The organism is Nocardioides sp. NPDC054178, assembly GCF_055585005.1.
This window is the reverse complement of record NZ_JBVJKY010000001.1, coordinates 1,102,302-1,120,729: the sequence shown is the minus strand read 5'-3', so window position 1 is coordinate 1,120,729 and position 18,428 is coordinate 1,102,302. Positions and strand designations below refer to the sequence as shown.

The 18,428-nt window shown below is 69.6% G+C and carries 18 protein-coding genes; 3 read left to right on the top strand and 15 right to left on the bottom strand.

Annotation, left to right across the window (positions count from 1 at the left end; all coding sequences use genetic code 11):
• Positions 1–78 precede the first annotated feature (78 nt).
• Both ACZ6WN_RS05385 and ACZ6WN_RS05380 read right to left on the bottom strand, forming a co-directional pair.
• Positions 79–741: a hypothetical protein gene (locus ACZ6WN_RS05385; protein ID WP_465863181.1), complete on the bottom strand. Its 663-nt coding sequence runs from the start codon at positions 739–741 to the stop codon at positions 79–81.
• A gap of 291 nt (positions 742–1,032) precedes the next feature.
• The gene (locus tag ACZ6WN_RS05380) at positions 1,033–2,547 is read right to left on the bottom strand and encodes an LVIVD repeat-containing protein (RefSeq protein WP_465863180.1); all 1,515 of its coding nucleotides are present in this window, start codon (positions 2,545–2,547) and stop codon (positions 1,033–1,035) included.
• Between the two features lie 132 nt (positions 2,548–2,679).
• Between ACZ6WN_RS05380 and ACZ6WN_RS05375 the strand changes: the two genes are divergently transcribed.
• A complete protein-coding gene (locus tag ACZ6WN_RS05375) occupies positions 2,680–3,357 on the top strand; it encodes a DUF305 domain-containing protein (protein WP_465863178.1) in 678 nt (225 codons plus the stop codon).
• Positions 3,358–3,377: 20 nt separating this feature from the next.
• Positions 3,378–4,127 (top strand): glycoside hydrolase family 25 protein, encoded by a 750-nt coding sequence (locus ACZ6WN_RS05370; RefSeq protein ID WP_465863177.1) that lies wholly within the window; start codon positions 3,378–3,380, stop codon positions 4,125–4,127.
• 82 nt (positions 4,128–4,209) lie between these two features.
• On the opposite strand, the gene groL is transcribed toward ACZ6WN_RS05370, so the two are convergent.
• From groL to ACZ6WN_RS05355, 3 genes are all read right to left on the bottom strand, one after another.
• Positions 4,210–5,829, bottom strand: a complete 1,620-nt coding sequence (gene groL / locus ACZ6WN_RS05365) for a chaperonin GroEL (RefSeq protein WP_465863175.1) — start codon at positions 5,827–5,829, stop codon at positions 4,210–4,212.
• 92 nt (positions 5,830–5,921) lie between these two features.
• Positions 5,922–6,215, bottom strand: coding sequence for a co-chaperone GroES (groES, locus tag ACZ6WN_RS05360; protein WP_008362423.1), 294 nt, complete (start codon positions 6,213–6,215; stop codon positions 5,922–5,924).
• 187 nt (positions 6,216–6,402) lie between these two features.
• Positions 6,403–7,131, bottom strand: coding sequence for a hypothetical protein (locus ACZ6WN_RS05355; protein ID WP_465863174.1), 729 nt, complete (start codon positions 7,129–7,131; stop codon positions 6,403–6,405).
• A gap of 149 nt (positions 7,132–7,280) precedes the next feature.
• Here ACZ6WN_RS05355 and ACZ6WN_RS05350 point away from each other — a divergent pair, with 149 nt between their 5' ends.
• Complete coding sequence (locus ACZ6WN_RS05350; RefSeq protein WP_465863172.1) at positions 7,281–8,450, top strand: class I SAM-dependent methyltransferase; 1,170 nt, start codon at positions 7,281–7,283, stop codon at positions 8,448–8,450.
• A gap of 3 nt (positions 8,451–8,453) precedes the next feature.
• Here ACZ6WN_RS05350 and tsaD read toward each other — a convergent pair whose 3' ends face one another.
• The 10 genes from tsaD to glmS all read right to left on the bottom strand — a co-directional run bounded on the left by tsaD (position 8,454) and on the right by glmS (position 18,372).
• Positions 8,454–9,500: a tRNA (adenosine(37)-N6)-threonylcarbamoyltransferase complex transferase subunit TsaD gene (tsaD, locus tag ACZ6WN_RS05345; protein ID WP_465863170.1), complete on the bottom strand. Its 1,047-nt coding sequence runs from the start codon at positions 9,498–9,500 to the stop codon at positions 8,454–8,456.
• A gap of 195 nt (positions 9,501–9,695) precedes the next feature.
• The gene (locus tag ACZ6WN_RS05340; RefSeq protein ID WP_465863169.1) at positions 9,696–10,229 is read right to left on the bottom strand and encodes a hypothetical protein; all 534 of its coding nucleotides are present in this window, start codon (positions 10,227–10,229) and stop codon (positions 9,696–9,698) included.
• 73 nt (positions 10,230–10,302) lie between these two features.
• Positions 10,303–10,749 (bottom strand): ribosomal protein S18-alanine N-acetyltransferase, encoded by a 447-nt coding sequence (rimI, locus tag ACZ6WN_RS05335; RefSeq protein ID WP_465863167.1) that lies wholly within the window; start codon positions 10,747–10,749, stop codon positions 10,303–10,305.
• On the bottom strand, positions 10,746–11,414 hold the full coding sequence (gene tsaB, locus ACZ6WN_RS05330; protein ID WP_465863166.1) for a tRNA (adenosine(37)-N6)-threonylcarbamoyltransferase complex dimerization subunit type 1 TsaB: 669 nt from the start codon (positions 11,412–11,414) through the stop codon (positions 10,746–10,748). Before tsaB ends, rimI begins: the two co-directional genes overlap by 4 nt.
• Positions 11,415–11,424: 10 nt before the next feature.
• Positions 11,425–12,369: a tRNA (adenosine(37)-N6)-threonylcarbamoyltransferase complex ATPase subunit type 1 TsaE gene (tsaE, locus tag ACZ6WN_RS05325; RefSeq protein WP_465863165.1), complete on the bottom strand. Its 945-nt coding sequence runs from the start codon at positions 12,367–12,369 to the stop codon at positions 11,425–11,427.
• On the bottom strand, positions 12,366–13,463 hold the full coding sequence (locus ACZ6WN_RS05320; RefSeq protein WP_465863164.1) for an alpha/beta fold hydrolase: 1,098 nt from the start codon (positions 13,461–13,463) through the stop codon (positions 12,366–12,368). The genes tsaE and ACZ6WN_RS05320 overlap by 4 nt, the downstream gene beginning before the upstream one ends.
• Entirely contained in the window at positions 13,460–14,647 is a 1,188-nt protein-coding gene (alr, locus tag ACZ6WN_RS05315) for an alanine racemase (protein WP_465863162.1), read from the bottom strand. The genes ACZ6WN_RS05320 and alr overlap by 4 nt, the downstream gene beginning before the upstream one ends.
• A gap of 28 nt (positions 14,648–14,675) precedes the next feature.
• A complete protein-coding gene (locus ACZ6WN_RS05310) occupies positions 14,676–16,100 on the bottom strand; it encodes an NAD(P)H-hydrate epimerase (RefSeq protein ID WP_465863160.1) in 1,425 nt (474 codons plus the stop codon).
• Positions 16,101–16,160: 60 nt separating this feature from the next.
• Positions 16,161–16,514, bottom strand: a complete 354-nt coding sequence (locus tag ACZ6WN_RS05305) for a holo-ACP synthase (RefSeq protein ID WP_465863159.1) — start codon at positions 16,512–16,514, stop codon at positions 16,161–16,163.
• Between the two features lie 13 nt (positions 16,515–16,527).
• On the bottom strand, positions 16,528–18,372 hold the full coding sequence (glmS, locus tag ACZ6WN_RS05300; protein WP_465863158.1) for a glutamine--fructose-6-phosphate transaminase (isomerizing): 1,845 nt from the start codon (positions 18,370–18,372) through the stop codon (positions 16,528–16,530).
• Positions 18,373–18,428 lie beyond the last annotated feature (56 nt).

Here is an 18,428-nt window from a genome sequence, read left to right as displayed (position 1 = left end):
CTGCACTCTACAAAGACTTGCGTTGCCAGGTGTTGCAATGGTCGCCGACTTTTACCCTCGGGTTTACCGTCGGTGCACCTATTCCGTCGCGCGAGCGAGCCTGACCAGACGGATCGCGACACGTGCCGAGGTGACCAAGACGAGGTACCAGATCGCGGCCACCACGAGCAGCGGGACGATCAGATGATTGCGCTCCTCGAGCGCCTGGACGACGCCGAGCAGGTCGGTGATGGCGAGCACCGAGACCAGGCTCGTCACCTGCAGCGTCGTTACCAGCAGGTCGCCCAGCGCGGTGAGCCGGTCACTGCTCGGTAGAGCCCGCGCCGCCTGGGCGCCCATCGCCGGCGCCAGCCCCGCGATCGCCGCGTGGACCGGCGTGACCAACCGGACCGCGTCGAGGTGCACGCCCGGGATCCCGAAGGTGATGTCGGGAAAGATCAGCGCGATGTTGCTCCACAGCAGCAGCTGGACGAGCACCGGGATGCTGCCGAAGACCCAGACGTACGCCGCCGCGATCCCGCCCAGCACCGGGTTGCCCGACCTCTCCATCGAGGTCACCACGAGCCCGATCGCCCAGGCGGCCGCGAAGACCAGCACGGTCAGCCGGATCGTGAGCCAGACCCCGGCGAGGACGTCCGGGTGGAGCAGATACCCGATCACCTCGCCCGGGAGCAGGTTCTCGTTCCGCACCAGGCTCACCAGGAACCTGAGGAGAAGAAGGGCGAGGACGGCAGCGATCACCCATTCGACCGTGTTGGTCTCGACACGCCTTCGCCTAGCGGCTCCGACGGCTCGACCAGCGGTTCCGTCGGTCGAGCCGCGAGCGTCAGCGAGCGTGTCGAGACCAACACAGTCGTCGTCCGCAGCCGTCTTGCTCATCGCCGTGAACCCTGGCGTGGCTCGGTGACCAGGAGGTTTCTATGAGCTGGTCATTCGCTGAAATCGCCGAGTCGGCGCATCCCGCCCCTCCTGCTCGCTTCGCTTCGCAAGATACGGGGCAAGATGCGCCGACTCGGCTCCGTTCGGCTCTGCTCAGTAGGAGGGCTGAGCCTGGACGTTCAGCTCGTCGAACCTGACCCGCTTCGCCGAGGCGACCCGCGGGTCGCGCAGGTCGAAGACGTCGAAGCCGCGCTGGATCTCGTTGGAGTAGATGTAGCCGTTGTAGTAGTAGGTGGACCAGGGCCCGGCGACCGTCGAGGTGTCCTCGAACGGACCGCGGTCGAACCAGGCGATCTCCTTCGGGTTGGCCGAGTCGGTGAAGTCGTAGACCGACACACCGCCCTGGTACCAGGCCTGGACCATGATGTCCTTGCCCTTGACCGGGATCAGCGAGCCGTTGTGGGCGACGCAGTTCTCGGTGTTCGACTGGGTGCGCGGGATCTTGTAGTAGGACTTGAAGACGAGCTGGCCGCCCTCGATGTCATAGATGCCGTTGGCGCCCTTCTCCATCCCGGTCTCCGGGTTGCAGGTCGGCGCACCGCCACCGCCGAGCTCGTCGGTGAAGACGACCTTGGTGCCGGTGTTGTTGAAGGTCGCCGAGTGCCAGAACGCGAAGTTCGTGGTGTCGGTGACCCGCTCGGTCACCACCGGGTCCTCACGGTCGGAGATGTCCATCAGGATGCCGTCGCCCATGCAGGCGCCGGCCGCGATGTCCTTGGACGGGTAGGTGGTGATGTCATGGCAGCCGGCGGTGTTGGTGTAGCCGCCGTCGGGGAACAGCACCGGCTCAGCGACCACCGCGGCCCGCTCGGGCGCCCGCGTGGGGATCTTCACGATGCTGATCTTGTCGTGCGGAGGCTGGCAGTCGGGGTAGGTATCGCGGGGCCCGTAGGAGGAGACGTACGCATAGACCGCTCGGCGGTCCTTGCTCGGTGCCAGCGAGTGGGTGTGGGAGCCGCACTTGGTCTCGACCGCGGCGACGTACTGGGGGTCTCGCGGGTTGCTGATGTCGAAGACCCGGAGGCCTTCCCACGACTCCTTGATCTCGGCCGACTGCGCCACGTTGTCGCAGGTGTTGTTGCTGCGGCTGGAGTCGACGGAGAGGACCAGCAGGTCGCCATAGACGGAGATGTCGTTCTGGGACCCGGGGCAGACGTACTGCTTCACCAGTCGCGGCTTCTTCGGGTTCTTGATGTCGATGACGTTGAACCCGTTGTAGTTGCCCGCGAAGGCGTAGTGCCCCTGGAAGGCGAGATCGCTGTTGAGCGCGTTGGCGGGTGTGAAGGCGCCCGACTTGGGGATGTTGGCGACCAGATGCATGTTGGGGGTGCCGTCGGACTCGCCGGCGGGCACGACCGGGTTGTTGGCGTCGAGGTTGGCGAGGTCGTTGCCGGCGACGCACGCGGAGGCGAAGTTGTCACCGAGCTTGGTGACCGCCTGCTTCTCCTCGACGGTGCAGCTCGTCTGGGCCTCGGGAGCCTCGGTGGTCTCGGTGCCGTGGGTGTGGGACTCGTCTGCGGAGGACGGGGCGGCGACGGCCAGCCCTCCTGCGACAACCATGACCACCGCGATGGGGGCCAGGTAGTGGGTGGGTCGTCTAAGCCTCATGTTCGCAAGCCTTCCGAGTCGGCCGCCGTGGGGTGGCACGGGCAGGACCACTCAACTTTAGTAAAAGTCGTACACGGGAGGCGTGGAATATGAATAAATTGTTCACCTCTGCGGGATCTCGGAAGGAGACACATGCCCGGTAGGCGGTGGGGCGTCATCATCTCGGGGGTCGTGATCGCGGCGATCTCGCTCGGCGGGTGCGGAGGTTCCTCGGACGACGCGCACGGCGAGCACGGCACGCACGGCGAGCACTCGCCCAGCCCGGAGGCGGCCACCCAGTCGGCACCGGTGGTCCAGGGCGGAGCGCCCGGTGAGGCGGCGGCGACGATCTCGCCCTCGGCCGCGGCCACCGACCCGTGGTCCCAGACCGATGCCGACTTCGTGACGATGATGATCCCGCACCACGCCCAGGCGCTGGAGATGACCCGGCTGGCGCGCGAGCACGCCGTCCACCCCGAGGTCGTGTCGTTGGCCAAGCGCATCGAGTCCGCCCAAGGCCCCGAGATCGTGGCGATGAGCGGCTGGCTCGACACCCGCGGGCTGCGGGTGCCGCGTGCCTCGGACCCCGCGCACACCATGGCCGGCATGCTCACCCCGGCTCAGCTGAGCGAGCTCGGCAAGGCCCGTGGCGAGGAGTTCGACCGGCTCTTCCTGACCGGGATGATCCAGCACCACCAGGGCGCCCTGGAGATGGCCGAGCCGATGGCCTCCCAGGGCAGCGACGCGCTGGCGATCGAGATGGCGATGGACGTCGAGGCCACTCAGTCGGTCGAGATCGACATCATGGAGAAGCTCCTCGCCCAGCTGTGAGAACCGGTACGTTTCGGCGGGTGCCCCTCGCCCCCGCTCGTCGTCGACGCGTGCTGATCGGCTCCGCCGTCGTCGCCTGCCTCGCCCTGGTCACGACCGCGCTGGTCTACACCGGCGTCGTGATGCCGACCCGGCTGTTCGCGGACCGGTACGACGTACGCGGCATCGACGTCTCCCACCACAACGGCACCGTCGACTGGCCGCGGGTCGCCGAGCAGGACATCGACTTCGCCTGGCTCAAGGCGACCGAGGGCTCCGCGCACGTGGATTCGCGCTTCGCCGCCAACTGGGCCGAGGCCCGGCGAGCCGGGATCGCGACCGGCGCCTACCACTTCATGAGCTTCGAGAGCCCGGGCGCCGACCAGGCGCACAACATGATCGCCACGGTGCCCCGCGTGGCCGGCACGCTCGCGCCGGTCGTCGACCTCGAACCGTACGGATCGTTCAAGGGGAACCTGCCGCCGGCGGCCGAGGTCCGCGCCATCCTGGACCCCCTGCTGGACGCCCTCGAGGACCACTACGGCATCGCGCCGGTCATCTACACCACCCGGTCGGCCTACCGCGCCTATCTGGTCGACGCCTACCCCGACAACCCGATCTGGTTCCGCTCCGTCGCCTGGACACCCCGGGTTCCGGACGGACGCGACTGGACCATCTGGCAGTACTCCAACCGCGACCGGATCGATGGTGTGGGGAGTGAGGACGAGGCGTACGTGGACATGAATGTGCTCTCGGACGACGTCTCGCTCGAATCGCTGATCGTTCGCTGAAATCGCCGAGTCGGCGCATCGGACCCCTTCGCTCGCTTCGCTTCGCGAAGCACGGGGTCAGATGCGCCGACTCGGCTATGTGTCAGTGGCCGTGACCGTGGCCGTGACCGGCCGCGGGCGCCTCTTCCTCTTCCGGCTTGTCGACGACCAGGGTCTCGGTCGTGAGCAGCATGCCCGCGATCGAGGTGGCGTTGATGAGCGCGGAGCGGGTGACCTTGACCGGGTCGATGACGCCCTGGGCAACCAGGTCGCCGTACTCACCGGTCGCGGCGTTGTAGCCCTGGCCGACACCGAGGTCGCGGACCTTGGTGGTGATGACGTAGCCATTGTCGCCACCGTTCTCGGCGATCCAGCGCAGCGGCTCGTCGGCGGCCTTGCGGACGACGCGTACGCCGACCGCCTCGTCGCCCTCGAGGCCGAGGTCCTTCTCCAGGACGGAGACGGCGTGGATCAGCGCGGAGCCACCGCCGGGGACGATGCCCTCCTCGATGGCGGCGCGGGTCGCGGAGACAGCGTCCTCGATGCGGTGCTTCTTCTCCTTGAGCTCCACCTCGGTGTGCGCGCCGACCTTGATCACGCAGACGCCACCGGCGAGCTTGGCGAGGCGCTCCTGGAGCTTCTCGCGGTCCCAGTCGGAGTCGGTGCGCTCGATCTCGGACTTGATCTCGTTGACGCGACCATCGACCGCGGCAGCGTCGCCGCCGCCTTCGACGATCGTGGTGTTGTCCTTCGAGACCGTGATCCGGCGAGCGGTACCGAGCACCTCGAGGCCGACCTGGTCGAGCTTGAGGCCGACCTCCTCGGCGACGACCTGCGCGCCGGTGAGGATCGCGATGTCCTGCAGCATGGCCTTGCGGCGGTCACCGAACGCGGGCGCCTTGACGGCGGTCGCGTTGAAGGTGCCCTTGATCTTGTTCACGACCAGGGTCGAGAGGGCTTCGCCCTCGACGTCCTCGGCGATGATGAACAGCGGCTTGCCGGCGGCGATGACCTTCTCCAGCAGCGGCAGGAGCTCCTGGATGGAGCTGATCTTGCCCTGGACGAGCAGGATCAGCGGGTCGTCGATGACGGCCTCCATCCGCTCCTGGTCGGTCACGAAGTACTGAGAGATGTAGCCCTTGTCGAACTGCATGCCCTCGGTGAACTCGAGCTCGGTGCCGGTGGTGTTGGACTCCTCGACGGTGATGACACCGTCCTTGCCCACCTTGGCGAAGGCCTCGGCGAGGATCTCGCCGATCTTCGCGTCGCGGGAGGAGATGGTGGCGACCGAGGCCATGTCGGACTCGTCGACGACCTCACGGGCAGCGGCACGCAGCGCGTCGCCGACGGCGGCCGCGGCGGCGTCCATACCGCGCTTGAGGCTCATCGGGTTCGCACCGGCGGCAACCGCGCGCAGACCCTCGTGGACCATCGCCTGGGCGAGGACGGTCGCGGTGGTCGTACCGTCACCGGCGATGTCGTTGGTCTTGGTCGCGACCTCCTTGGTGAGCTGAGCACCAAGGTTCTCGAACGGGTCGTCGAGCTCGACCTCACGGGCGACGGTGACACCGTCGTTGGTGATGGTCGGAGCGCCCCACTTCTTGTCGAGGACGACGTAGCGGCCCTTGGGGCCCAGCGTCACCTTGACGGCGTTGGCGAGGGCGTCGACGCCACGCTCGAGGGCGCGGCGGGCGTTCTCGTCGAACTCCAGGATCTTAGGCATATGCATTTACTCCCTAGTACGCAGAACGCGGCCGGGGCCTAGGACGTGATGAACCCCGTCGGCCCGGCCGCGCTGATGCGAGACGGATGACGTCAGGCGATGACCGCGAGGATGTCGCGAGCCGAGAGGATGAGGTACTCCTCGCCGGCGTACTTCACCTCGGTGCCGCCGTACTTGCTGTAGATGACCTTGTCGCCCACGGCGACGTCGAGCGGGACGCGGTTGCCCTTGTCGTCGATACGACCCGGGCCGAGCGCCAGGACCTCGCCCTCCTGGGGCTTCTCCTTGGCGGTGTCCGGGATGACCAGACCGGAGGCGGTGGTCTGCTCGGCCTCGACGGCCTTGACGACGATCCGGTCCTCAAGAGGCTTGATGTTGACCGACACTGTGTCGACCTCCCCATTTCTTTTCTACGGAGTCAGACTTCGGTGGGTGTTGCTACGTCTGTGCTTGCGATCTGCCAGGTGCGCCGTCGCGGGGGTCGCACCCGACTCGCAAGCGCTGGCACACTCAGGGGGAGAGTGCCAGTGCAGACGTTAGCACTCGGCCGCAATGAGTGCCAGCAAGGCTCGTCTATCGCTGCCCGGGGAGCCTCACCACGAGTGCGATCATGCCGGCCAGGAGACCGACGATGATGATGCTGCCGGCGACCACGAGCTCCCGCAGGGTCTCGTCGTCGTCGGTGTTCTTCTCGGCGAGCGAGGTGACCTTGAGCTCTTCGCCATCGCTCAACGCGGTCATCTGAGACGGGCTCTCCGACGTCACGGGCCCACCAGAAGAGGGCTTGCGGCTCGGCTTCGGTTCGGGGGCTGCCGACGACGTACTCTCGTTCGGCTCGTTCGGCCGGCTCTGCTCGGCGGAGCCCGGCGCGGCCGTTCTGTCGTCGCCGTCGGTGGCGCCCTGCTCCTCCTCGGCATCCCGTGTGGCTGAGGGCGCGTCCGACCCGTCCTGGTCGTCGTCGGACCCGGAGCTCTCATCCGGCTCCGGTTCGGGGTCCGGCTCCGGTTGACCAGACTCCGAGGCCCTGACGTACGTCACCGAGTAGCCCCTCAGCGGACGCCCCTCGCTGTGCCAGACGGTCGTGGTGCGCTGCGGCGGCTCCAGGGTGTGCACCTCCGAGCCGCCCCGGCGACCACCGCTTTCCACGCAGTAGGAGGCGATCAGATAGCCGGGGGGCGCCGACGCCGTGGCCGAGTACTCACCGTCCAGGTCGTGGTAACCGTTGCCGCGCGAGCAGTCGCGGACCGGGGTCACCGTGTCCGCGGAAGCAGGTGCGGCGAACAGCACCGACAGCAGTGTCATTGAGAGCAGTGTCATCACTGCTGCGAGTGCCCCGAGGCTCTCCAGGATTCGACGTGAGGGAAAGCACACGGGACGGAATCCTAGATCAGTGACACCCCGGAGGGTAATGGGAACTTCGGGTCCCGAACGCCGCTTGAGAGGATCGGAGCATGGACCTCGACGCCTTCGCCTGGTTGCTGACCGATGACGGGCAACGGCTGCTGGCGCGGGCCACCGAGATGACTGCCGCGGGTGAGGACTCTGCCCTGGCGGTGCAGACGACGCTGCGCAAGGACGAGTCGGCCGAGCGTGTCGCGGCGGCGATGACCCAGGTCGACCTGCGCCGGAAGGCCGCCGCCAAGTTCGGCGACCTCGCGCCGAGGATGTACTTCACCCCCGACGGCCTCGAGCAGGCCACCCGCCTCACCGTCGCCCACCACCGGGCGGCGCGACTGCGGGCCTTCGACGCGGCGAGCGTCATCGACCTGGGCTGCGGGATCGGCGGTGACCTGATCGCCTCCTCGCGCGCCGGGCTCACCGCCGCCGGCGTGGACCACGATCCGGAGCGGGTCGCCGTCGCCCAGGCCAACCTCGACGCCCTCGAGCTGCCCGGTGCCGTCACCGTCGCCGATGCAACCGGTGTCGACCATTCCCCCTTCGACGTCGCCTACGCCGATCCGGCACGTCGCGGCGCCCAGGGCCGGGTCTTCTCCGCGGAGGGGTGGACGCCGCCGTGGTCGTGGGTGGAGACGCTGTTCGCGCGCGATGCGTGCGTGAAGGTCGCCCCCGGGATCCCGCACGACCTCGTACCCGACAAGGTCGAGGCCGAATGGGTCAGCGACCGCGGCGAGGTCAAGGAGGCCGCGCTGTGGTCGGGCTCGCTGGCGAGCACGCACCGGCGGGCCACCGTGATCGGCGAACGTGGCCTGGCGACGCTCACCTCCGAGGACGATCCCGGCGCCGAGGTCGGTGCGGTCGCCGAGTTCCTCTACGAGCCCGACGGGGCGGTGATCCGTGCCGGGCTGGTCACCGCGGTCGCCGCCGGGGTGCAGGGTCATCTGGTCGATGAGCACATCGCGTACGTCACCTCCTCCGCCTCCTTCGAGACACCGTTCGCCCGTGGGTATCAGGTGCTCGAGGAGCTCCCCTACCGGGAGAAGCAGCTCAAGGCGGCGCTGCGCGAGCGCGGGATCGGGAAGCTGACGATCAAGAAGCGCGGCGTACAGGTCGTGCCCGAGCAGCTTCGCAAGCGACTCTCGCTCTCCGGCACCGAGGAGGCCACGATCGTGCTCACCAGGGTCGCCGGCGAAGGCACCTGTCTGCTGGTGCGGCCCTTCTGAGGGTCAGACCAGGACGGTCGTGATCGGCTGGGAGGAGTCGGCCGGGAGGTCCAGCGCCGAAGGAGTACGTCCCCTCGCCACCATCTCCGCCCCCAGCGCAGCCACCATGGCGCCGTTGTCGGTGCACAGACCCGGGCGCGGGACCCGGACGCGGATGCCGAGCTTGGTGGCGCGCTCCTCGGCGAGCACCCGGAGCCGGCTGTTGGCGGCGACGCCACCGCCGATGATGATGTCCTCGATGCCTTCGGAGGAGGCTGCGTCGAGAGCCTTGCGCACCAGGACGTCGACCACCGCCTCCTGGAAGCTGGCGGCCACATCGGCGACCGGGACCGGTTCGCCGCTGCGCTCCTTGGCCTCGATCCAACGGGCGACCGCGGTCTTGAGGCCGGAGAAGGAGAAGTCGAAGCGGTGACGCTCCAGGTCGCGGCGGGCGGTGAGCCCACGGGGGAAGTCGATCGCGATCGAGCTGCCCGAGGTGGCGGTCCGGTCGATCACCGGCCCGCCGGGGAAGCCGAGGCCGAGCAGACGGGCGACCTTGTCGAAGGCCTCGCCCGCGGCGTCGTCGATGGTCGCGCCCATCGGGTCGACGCCCTCGGTGATGTCGGTGACCTTGAGCAGGCTGGAGTGGCCACCGGAGACGAGCATGGCGATGCACGGCTCGGGAAGCGGACCGTGCTGCAGCTGGTCGACCGCGACGTGCGAAGCCAGGTGATTGACCCCGTAGATCGGCTTGTCGAGCCCGAGGGCGAGCGCCTTGGCTGCCGCCACCCCGACCAGCAGGGCCCCCGCGAGGCCGGGTCCTGAGGTGACCGCGATCGCGTCGACGTCGCGGAGCTTGATGGCCGGCTCCTCGCACGCCCGCTCGATCGTCGGGACCATCGCCTCCAGGTGGGCCCGGCTGGCGACCTCCGGCACGACCCCACCGAACCGGGCGTGCTCCTCGACGCTGCTCGCCACCGCATCGGCCAGCAGCGTGTGCCCGCGCACGACCCCGATTCCGGTCTCGTCGCACGACGTCTCGATCCCGAGGACCAGCGGTTCATCGGCCATAGGTGCATTCTGCCGTGTCCTCGTCGGTCGGCCGTGAACCGGTCCGCGCCGAAGGACTCTTCGCCCCAGGTGAAAGAAACTTTTCTTTCACTCGTGGGGTGGCAGGTTTGGATGTGGCCTCGCGGATGTGACCCAGGCCGATGTGACCCAGCCCGACCCAACGACTCCTTCCCCGGCGTGAAAGAAAAGTTTCTTTCACGCGCCGCTAGCACCCTGTCGAGATATGACCTCGTCGGCCCAGATCCGAGCGGCTTCATCAAGGGGCATCGGAGCGTGACCATCGCAGATGCTCGCCCACAGCCCCCGAAGGATCACCACCTCGCGTATCGCCTTCGATTCTCTGATCGAGTTGCCGAGAATCACGCCCAGCTCCCGCCACGCCTCGGCGACCTCCTCCGCAACGGAGTCGTCGGAACGGCCGAGTTCCTCGAAGGCCAGGAGGGTCCTGATCGGAAAGACTTCGGCGTCACGATCGGGTATGAATCCTGCCGCGCCTCGTGCACCCGTTCGGTCACGCATGACGTCGATGATGACGCCCAAGTGTGCTCCCACCACCCGACCGAGCAGCCGTTGGCCACCACCGAGCCATCGATGAACCGTCGGGACACTGGTACCCACCACCTCGCCGATGTCCTTCATCGCGGGGGTACGCATACCGTGCAACGCGATGGCGCGTGCCAATCCCAGGCCGGCGATCTGCGAGTTCGGGTCTGTAGCGAACTGAACCATGACGGCAGCAGACCACGGATCAGAAATCTCCGTCGAAAGTTATCCACAAGCTGTCCCAGCCCGAGGGACCGCGTCAGGAGAGCTCGAGGGCCAGCACGATCCCGGTGGCACCATCACGGTAGTAGCGCTCGCGACGGTCGATCTCGACGAACCCCGCTCGGTCATAGAACGGGATGGCGGCGGTGTTGTCCTCACGTACCTCGAGCAGAATCCGCTCGGCCTGCTCCTCACGCGCCAGCTCGACACAGGCTTCGAGAAGTCCGCGGCCGATCCCGCGGCGGCGCTGGTCGGCAGCGGTCGCGATCCGCTGGAGCTCGGCGATCTCGTAGACGACGCTCACCAACGCGTGGCCGATGACCGTCCCCGCATCATCGACGGCGACCAAGATCCGGACCGTCGGCATCTTCCCGTCGATCGCCACCTGCAGGTACTCGGGCGTCCAGGCGTCATCGGGGAACGCCTCGAGCTCGAGGTCGGCGATCGCGTCGACGTCGCCCGGGCCGGCCGGGCGTACGGTCACGGGGAGACCTTCTTCTGGACCTTCTTCTGGGCGGCCTGCTCCACAGCATCGGGCCGACGCAGGTAGAGCGGCTCGGGATCCATCAGCTCGACGTGCTCCTCGGCGACCGCCCGCGCCAGCCAACCGGCGGACGGGCGTACCGGGCCGAGCGGCGTCGGGAACGCCTCGGGATAGAGCAGCGCCCCCTCCCCGACCACCGGCAGCGAGGTGGCGACCTCGGCCGGGCGGGCGACGATCGGGCCCTCGAGGCGTGCGCCGTCGGAGTCGTAGGAGGCCAGGTAGACCTCCTTGCGCCGCGCGTCCGTCGCCACGAAGAACCCACCGGTGGTCGAGCCTGTCGAGACCACGCCGGAGGCAAGCGCCTCCACCGCCAGCACGTCAAGCGTGCAGGCCGCATAGACCGGGATCTCCAGCGCGAACCCGAGCGTCCGGGCGGTGACCAGGCCGACCCTCAGGCCGGTGAACGGACCGGGGCCGGCGCCGACCGCGATGGCGGTCAGGTCCTGGCGTACGATCCCGGCCTCCGCAAGGACGTCGGAGATCAGCGGCGCGAGCTGCTCACCATGCTTCATGGTGCGGTCGGAGGCGACCTCGGCGACGACGTCGTCGCCGTCGTGGAGCGCCACGGTCACCTGGGGCGTGGCGGTGTCAAAGGCGAGAAGCACAACTCACACCCTAGAGCGCGCTGAAGTCCACGCCGCGCCAGCGGTCCCCGGCCGGCACGATCTCCACGCGCCGAGGATCCGCTCCGTCGGGCGCCTCGACCAGATCCAGCGGAGCCTCGTCGGCCTCGGCGCGTACGATCCGGATCTCCAGTCGCGACTCGGAGAGTCCCTCGGCCAGGCCCTCGCCCCACTCCACGACGGTCACCGCGTCGTCGAGATCGGTGTCCAGGTCGAGGTCGTCGAGCTCCTCGATCCCGCCGAGCCGATAGGCGTCGACATGGACGAGCTCCGGACCACCGACCGTGGAGGGATGCACCCGGGCGATCACGAAGGTCGGCGAGGTGATCTCACCGCGTACCCCGAGACCCGTTCCGAGGCCCTTGGTGAAGGTGGTCTTGCCGGCGCCGAGGCCGCCGGAGAGGACGAGTACGTCACCGGCGGAGACCAGACCGGCGACCCGGCGACCGAGCTCGAACATGGCGTCGGCGTCGAGCGCTTCGACGACATACTCGTTGAGCGGACGGTGCAGCCGCACCGCCGGGGACTCCCGGGACACCTCTCGGAATCCTTGCCGCTCCCAGAACCGCAACGTCTCCGGAAGCTCCTCGCGCGCGATCACGGCCAGGTCGCCGAAGCCCTCGGAGACCGCGAGGGAGGCGGCGTACGTCACCATCTTGTGCGCCACCCCATGACCCTGCTGATCAGGCAGAACAGCGAAACGCCGCAGCCACAGCGTCGAGTCGGCGGGATCCATGAGGACGGTCCCGACGCCGAGCCCGTCCAGCCGCGCCACCACTCCGCCGAAGCCGGAGAGCCGCTCCTTCATCGATCCCTCGGTCTCCCCGAGCGCTTCCGCGGGCGGGTCCAGCGGCGGGCGGGCGGAGAAGGCCGTCCGGACGATGCCGAGCACCTCGGCCGCGGCCTCCGGCCCGACCCGCTCGAAGACGAGCGTCATGCCGAAGCCGCATCCCGCGTGGCCGAGGCGAGCAGCTGGTCGAGCTCGGCGTTGACCTGTCCGTGCCGCTCGAGGATGACCATGTGGCCGGCCTTCTCACACTCGACCAGGCGCGAGCCGGGGATGTAGGAGTGCAGTTTGCGGCTGTGGCCGATCGAGGTGAGCCGGTCGGCGGTGCCGCAGATGATCGTGGTCGGCACCCGGCCGAGCGTGGCGATCGACGCGAACTTGTCCAGCGCGCGGAAGCTCGGGAAGAACTCCGCGACCACCTCGAACGGCGTCTGCGAGAGCAGCCCGTCGACGAACTCGACGTACGTCTCGGGCACCTCGTCCCCGAAGGCGAACACGTCGGTGAAGACCGTCGCCACCGAGGCCCCCATGGCCCGGAACCGGTCGACGATCCCGTGCCCGCGCGCCAGCGTCCGCATGGTGCTGTTGGCGATCCCGCCGGACAGCTTGGCCGGAAGGACCGGGATCAGCAGCCGGCTCGGGTCGAGACCACCGGCGGTCGTCGAGATCAGGGCGGCGCCGATGATCCGGCCGCCCTCGTCGTAGGGGGCGAACAGCTCGGGGTGGTCCTCGGCGAGCGCGGCGATCGTCATCCCGCCCATCGAGTGGCCGACCAGGATCACCGGCCCTTCCGGCACGACCGCGTCCAGCACCCGGAGCAGGTCGTCGCCGAGCTGGTCGATCGTGGCGTTGCCGAGCGAGGAGCGGCCGCTGCGGCCGTGGCTGCGCTGGTCGTAGAAGACCGACCGCACCAGGCCTCGGTAGGCGGCGCGCTGGAAGTGCCAGCAGTCGAGGTTGAGGCAGTAGCCGTGCACGAAGACGAGCGTCACCCCGTTCGCTCCGCCGGGGTGCGTGTGAGCCGGGTCGACCTCGTCGACCTCGACATGGAGAGGTACGCCGTCGGAGGTCACCACCGTGACCGGGCAGGACCGCAGCGTACCGAGCGGGGTCCGGTCCTCGGGGCGCTCCTCGATCGCGCGGCGGTGCTTCCTGACCACCACCGCGCCGCGGGCCGCGGCCGCGACCGCCGCCGCCCCCAGCGTCCCTGCCGCGATCTGGCCGATCCGTGCTGCGATGCTGCTCATCTGTCGCCTCCCTGCTCGGTGTCGACGTCTGTGTCAACATAACGGCGCTTCATCCGTCCTCCGATCCTGGTGACGACCTCGTAGGCGATGGTCTCGCTCGCCTCGGCCCAGTCCTGGGCGGTCGGCTCACCATCGGCGCCGGTGCCCCACAGCACCACCTCGGCACCGCGTTCGACCGGTGCGTCCCCGAGATCGACCACGAGCTGGTCCATGCAGACGGTGCCGCGCACGGGGTAGCGGGCTCCGTCGACCCACACCTCGGCACGGTTCCCGGCACGACGCTGGATGCCCTCGGCGTAGCCGACCGGGATCAGCCCCACCGTCGTCGGCTGCTCGGCCACCCAGGTGTGGTTGTAGGAGACGCCCGCACCGGCCTCGATCGGCTTCACCAGCGCCAGCTCGGCCCGCACCGTCATCGCCGGGACGAGGCCGAGCTCGGCCCACGGCGATCCCTCGACGCCGGGCGCCGGGTCGATGCCGTACGTCGCGATCCCGACCCGCACCAGGTCGAGCCGAGCGCTCGGGCGCAGCAGCGCTCCCGCGGAGTTGGCGAGGTGACGCACCTCCGGCCGGAGACCGGCCTCCTCGGCGACCGCGAGCGCCTCGCCGAAGACCTTCTCCTGGAGGGCGCTGGCCGGGTCGGCGGTGTTCTCGCTGGCGCTGAAGTGTGACCAGATCCCAGTGACCCGGATCGCTCCCTCCGCCTCCAGGATGCGCGCCAGCCCGACCACGGTCGACCAGTCGCCGAAGGTGGCGCCGCCCCGGGAGAGTCCGGTGTCGACCTTGAGCTGCACCCGCGGCGTACGGCCCAGGGCGTCGCCGGCGGCGGCGAACTTCTCCAGGTCGGCGACGGTGTAGGCCGTGATGTCGATGTCCGCGGCCACGAGCTCCTCGACGGGCTCGCTCGGCATGATCAGCCAGGCCAGCAGCCGGCCGGTGTCGCCGGCCGCGCGCAGCGCGAGCGCCTCGTCGGCCGACGCCACGCCCAGCCAGTCCGCGCCGCCCTCGCGGGCGGCCCGTCCGGCCTCGACCAGACCGTGCCCGTAGCCGTCGGCCTTGACCACCGTCATGATCGGCGTACGCAGGTGCTCCCGCAGCCGCGAGACGTTGTGTCGGATCGCGGCGAGGTCGATGACGATCTCGGCTCGCCGAAGCGGAGCCCGAGGCGCTGGGCTCGGTGACATGGTGTCAAGGATAGTTGCCGCGCCGTGCTCAATGGCGCAGGGGGGAGACCGCAGGAAGGGATCGGATGACGGCGGGTATCGCGGCAGCGACCCCGCTCGCGGTGACCGGACCGCCCGCGCTCGCGAGGGTGGCCGCCGCACCGTGCAGCCAGGCCCCGGCCGAGGCGGCGTCGATCGGAGCGAGACCGGCCGCGAGCAGCGAGCCGATCAGCCCGCCCAGCACGTCTCCCGACCCGGCGGTGGCGAGCCAGGACGTCCCCGTCGTGTTGACGCGTACGGGCGTGTCGGGATCCGGCGAGGCGATCGTGGTGCGCCGCCCCTTGAGCAGCACCACCGCGTCGAACCGCTTGGCCGCGAGCCGTGCGTAGTGCAGCGGGCGAGCCTCGATGTCGCCGCGATCCTCCCGGATCAGCGCACCGAGCTCACCCGCGTGCGGAGTCAGGATCGCGGGCACCCCGAGCGGCCCGTTCAGCGCGCGCAGGCTGTCCGCGTCGATGACCAGAGGTACGCCGCTCGCCCGGGCGAACGCGAGCGCGCTGTTGGCGCCGTCGGCACTGCCGGAGCCGACCACCCAGGCCTGGGCCTGGCCGTCGCCGACGACCTCCGGGTTGTGCCGCTTGACCCACTCCGAGGCGGTGCCGACGTAGCGGACCATCCCGGCGAGCCCGGTGTTGGCGCCGGAGACGGCCAGCAGGGCGGCGCCGGGATAGGTGGCGCTGCCGACGCGGAGACCGACGACGCCGCGGGTGTACTTGTGCCCGTCCGGTGCCGGTCGCGGCACCAGCGCGGCCACGTCGGCGGCCTCGAGGCTCTCGATGGCCGGAGCCGGCAGATCGAGCCCGATGTCGACCAGCTGGACCTTTCCGCACGCCGAGGCCGCCGGGTCGAGCAGGTGGCACGGCTTGTAGGTGCCGAAGGAGACCGTCAGGTCGGCGGTCACATGCGCCCCGTCGACCTCACCGGTGTCGACGCAGACCCCGCTCGGGGTGTCCACGGAGACCACCGGGACCCCGGCGAGCATCGCCAGCGCCTCCCGGGCCTCCGGCCGCAGCCCGGGCTTCCCGCCGATCCCGACGATCCCGTCGATCACGACATCCGCGGTGGTCGAGCTGGTCGAGGTGACCACCCCCGAGGAGACGATCCCTCCTGCCGCCTTCAGAGCACCGACCCCGCCCGCGTGCGCCCGCTCCGAGAGCAGCCACGCCTCGACCCGAGCCCCTCGGCGCGCGAGCAGCGCACCGGCGTACAACGCGTCTCCGCCGTTGTCCCCGCTCCCGACGAGCAGGACGACACGTTTCCCGTACGCGCCGCCGAGACCCCGCTCGCGAAGGTGGCCGATGACCGCGTAGGCCAGCCCGGCCGCCGCACGCTGCATCAGGGCACCTTCTGGCAGCCTCGCCATCAGGGCCTTCTCCGCCGCTCTGACCTGCTCCACCGAGTGCGCACGCAGCATGCACCCAGCCTACGCGTGGGGGACACCGCTTGGGCCGGCCACAAGGCGCAGCCAGCGCTGTCAGTCCTCCAGGACGACCATCGCCGAGGCGATCCCGGCGTCGTGGGAGAGCGAGAGGTGCACGGTGGCGACGCCGAGCTTCGTCGCCTGCGCCAGCACGGTGCCGCGGAGCTCGAACCGGGGCTGCCCCGACGACTCCGAGATCACCTCGGCGTCGTGCCACTCCATCCCCTGCGGCGCGCCGAGCGCCTTGGCGAGCGCCTCCTTGGCGGCGAACCTGGCGGCCAGCGAGGCGATCGGCTTCGCCGCCTCGGCGGGTGTGAACAGACGCTCGCGCAGCCGCGGCGTACGTCGCAGCGACTCCTCGAAGCGCCCCAGGTCGCACACGTCGATCCCGACCCCGACCACGGCCATCAGCGCAGCGCCTTCACTCGACCGTGACGGACTTGGCGAGGTTGCGCGGCTGGTCGACGTCGTAGCCGAGCTCGGTGGCGAGCTGGCAGGCGAAGAGCTGCATCGGCACGACCGCGACGAGCGGCTGCAGGAGCACCGGCACCTTCGGCAGCCGGATGATCGTGTCGGAGACCGAGTCGACCGAGTCGTCGCCCTCCTCGACCAGCGCGATGGTGCGCGCGCCGCGGGCGCGCACCTCCATGATCCCCGAGCGCATCTTGTCGTGCAGGAAGTCGCGGCCGCGAGGGGGCACGATGCACCAGATCGGCAGGCCCTCCTCGACCAGCGCGATCGGGCCGTGCTTGAGCTCGCCGGCGGCGAACCCCTCGGCGTGCAGGTAGGCGAGCTCCTTGAGCTTGAGGGCGCCCTCCAGGGCCACCGGATAGCCGGCGTGGCGGCCCAGGAACAGGAACGCCCGGCGGTCGGCGTACTCACGGGCCAGCTCGTAGACCTGCGGAGCGGTCTCGAGGACCTTCGCGACCGCGTCGGGCATCGCCTCGAGCTGGGTCATCACGCCGTCGATCTCGTCGCCGTACATGGTGCCCTTGACCTGGGCCAGGTAGAGCGCGAGCAGGTAGCAGGCGACCAGCTGGGTGACGTACCCCTTGGTCGAGGCGACCCCGATCTCCGGGCCGGCGTGGGTGTAGATGACCGCGTCGGACTCGCGCGGGATCGTGGAGCCGTTGGTGTTGCAGATCGCCAGCACCTTCGAGCGCTGCGAGCGCGCGTGCCGGATGGCCTGCAGCGTGTCGGCGGTCTCGCCGGACTGCGAGATCGCCACCACCAGGGTGGAGTTGTCGAGGATCGGGTCGCGGTAGCGGAACTCGGAGGCCAGCTCGACCTCGACCGAGATCCGGCACCAGTGCTCGATGGCGTACTTCGCGACCATCCCGGCGTAGAACGACGTCCCCGCGGCGATGATGATGATCTTGGTGACCTCGCGCAGCTCGTCGTCGTCGAGCCGCATCTCGTCGAGGTGGAGAGACCCCGAAGGCGTACGCCGCCCCAGCAGCGAGTCGGCCACGGCACGAGGCTGCTCGAGGATCTCCTTGCGCATGAACCAGTCGTGGCCGTCCTTCTCGGCGGCGGCCAGGTCCCAGTCGACGTGGAACCGGCGGCCCTCGGCGGGAGTGCCGTCGAAGTTGGTGACCGTCGCGCCCTCGCGGGTGATGGTGACGACCTGGTCCTGGTCGAGCTCCATCGCCTCGCGGGTGTGCTCGATGAAGGCGGCGACGTCGGAGCCGAGGAACGACTCCCCCTCGCCGAGGCCGACCACGAGCGGGCTGTTGCGCCGGGCGGCGACGACCCGGTCAGGGTCGAGCGAGTCGATCGCGACGAAGGTGAAGGCACCTTCGAGGACCGAGCAGACCTTCTGCATCGCGATGGTCAGGTCGGACCCGCCGACGACCTCACGCTCGAGCAGGTGCGCGGCCACCTCGGTGTCGGTCTGCGAGCCGAACTCGTGCCCGTCGGCCTCCAGCGAGGCCCGCAGCTCGGCGAAGTTCTCGATGATCCCGTTGTGCACGACCGCGACCCGGCCGGTGCGGCCGACGTGCGGGTGGGCGTTGCCGTCGGTCGGGCCGCCGTGGGTCGCCCAGCGGGTGTGGCCGATCCCGGTCCTCGACGCCGGCAGCGGGTTGTCCGCGATCGCCTTCTCCAGGTTGGCGAGCTTGCCGGCCTTCTTGTCCACCGCCAGCCTCGCGTCAGCGATCAGGGCGATTCCTGCCGAGTCGTAGCCGCGGTACTCCAACCGCCGCAGGCCATCGATCACGACGCTCTGCGCCGACCGGTCTCCGACGTACCCAACGATGCCGCACATGGCGGATGATCCTACGGCGCTCATGGACCCCATCAGGAAGTGGCGGCGCATGTGCG

Excerpts from the sequence above, each read along its gene's own strand:
- tsaD (WP_465863170.1), bottom strand. The coding sequence starts at position 9,500 with ATGGCCGATGAACCGCTGGTCCTCGGGATCGAGACGTCGTGCGACGAG.
- ACZ6WN_RS05320 (WP_465863164.1), bottom strand. The coding sequence starts at position 13,463 with ATGAGCAGCATCGCAGCACGGATCGGCCAGATCGCGGCAGGGACGCTG.
- ACZ6WN_RS05340 (WP_465863169.1), bottom strand. The coding sequence starts at position 10,229 with ATGGTTCAGTTCGCTACAGACCCGAACTCGCAGATCGCCGGCCTGGGA.
- ACZ6WN_RS05310 (WP_465863160.1), bottom strand. The coding sequence starts at position 16,100 with ATGCTGCGTGCGCACTCGGTGGAGCAGGTCAGAGCGGCGGAGAAGGCC.
- ACZ6WN_RS05355 (WP_465863174.1), bottom strand. The coding sequence starts at position 7,131 with ATGACACTGCTGTCGGTGCTGTTCGCCGCACCTGCTTCCGCGGACACG.
- ACZ6WN_RS05305 (WP_465863159.1), bottom strand. The coding sequence starts at position 16,514 with ATGGCCGTGGTCGGGGTCGGGATCGACGTGTGCGACCTGGGGCGCTTC.
- groL (WP_465863175.1), bottom strand. The coding sequence starts at position 5,829 with ATGCCTAAGATCCTGGAGTTCGACGAGAACGCCCGCCGCGCCCTCGAG.
- ACZ6WN_RS05350 (WP_465863172.1), top strand. The coding sequence starts at position 7,281 with ATGGACCTCGACGCCTTCGCCTGGTTGCTGACCGATGACGGGCAACGG.
- tsaE (WP_465863165.1), bottom strand. The coding sequence starts at position 12,369 with ATGACGCTCGTCTTCGAGCGGGTCGGGCCGGAGGCCGCGGCCGAGGTG.
- alr (WP_465863162.1), bottom strand. The coding sequence starts at position 14,647 with ATGTCACCGAGCCCAGCGCCTCGGGCTCCGCTTCGGCGAGCCGAGATC.
- ACZ6WN_RS05380 (WP_465863180.1), bottom strand. The coding sequence starts at position 2,547 with ATGAGGCTTAGACGACCCACCCACTACCTGGCCCCCATCGCGGTGGTC.
- glmS (WP_465863158.1), bottom strand. The coding sequence starts at position 18,372 with ATGTGCGGCATCGTTGGGTACGTCGGAGACCGGTCGGCGCAGAGCGTC.
- ACZ6WN_RS05375 (WP_465863178.1), top strand. The coding sequence starts at position 2,680 with ATGCCCGGTAGGCGGTGGGGCGTCATCATCTCGGGGGTCGTGATCGCG.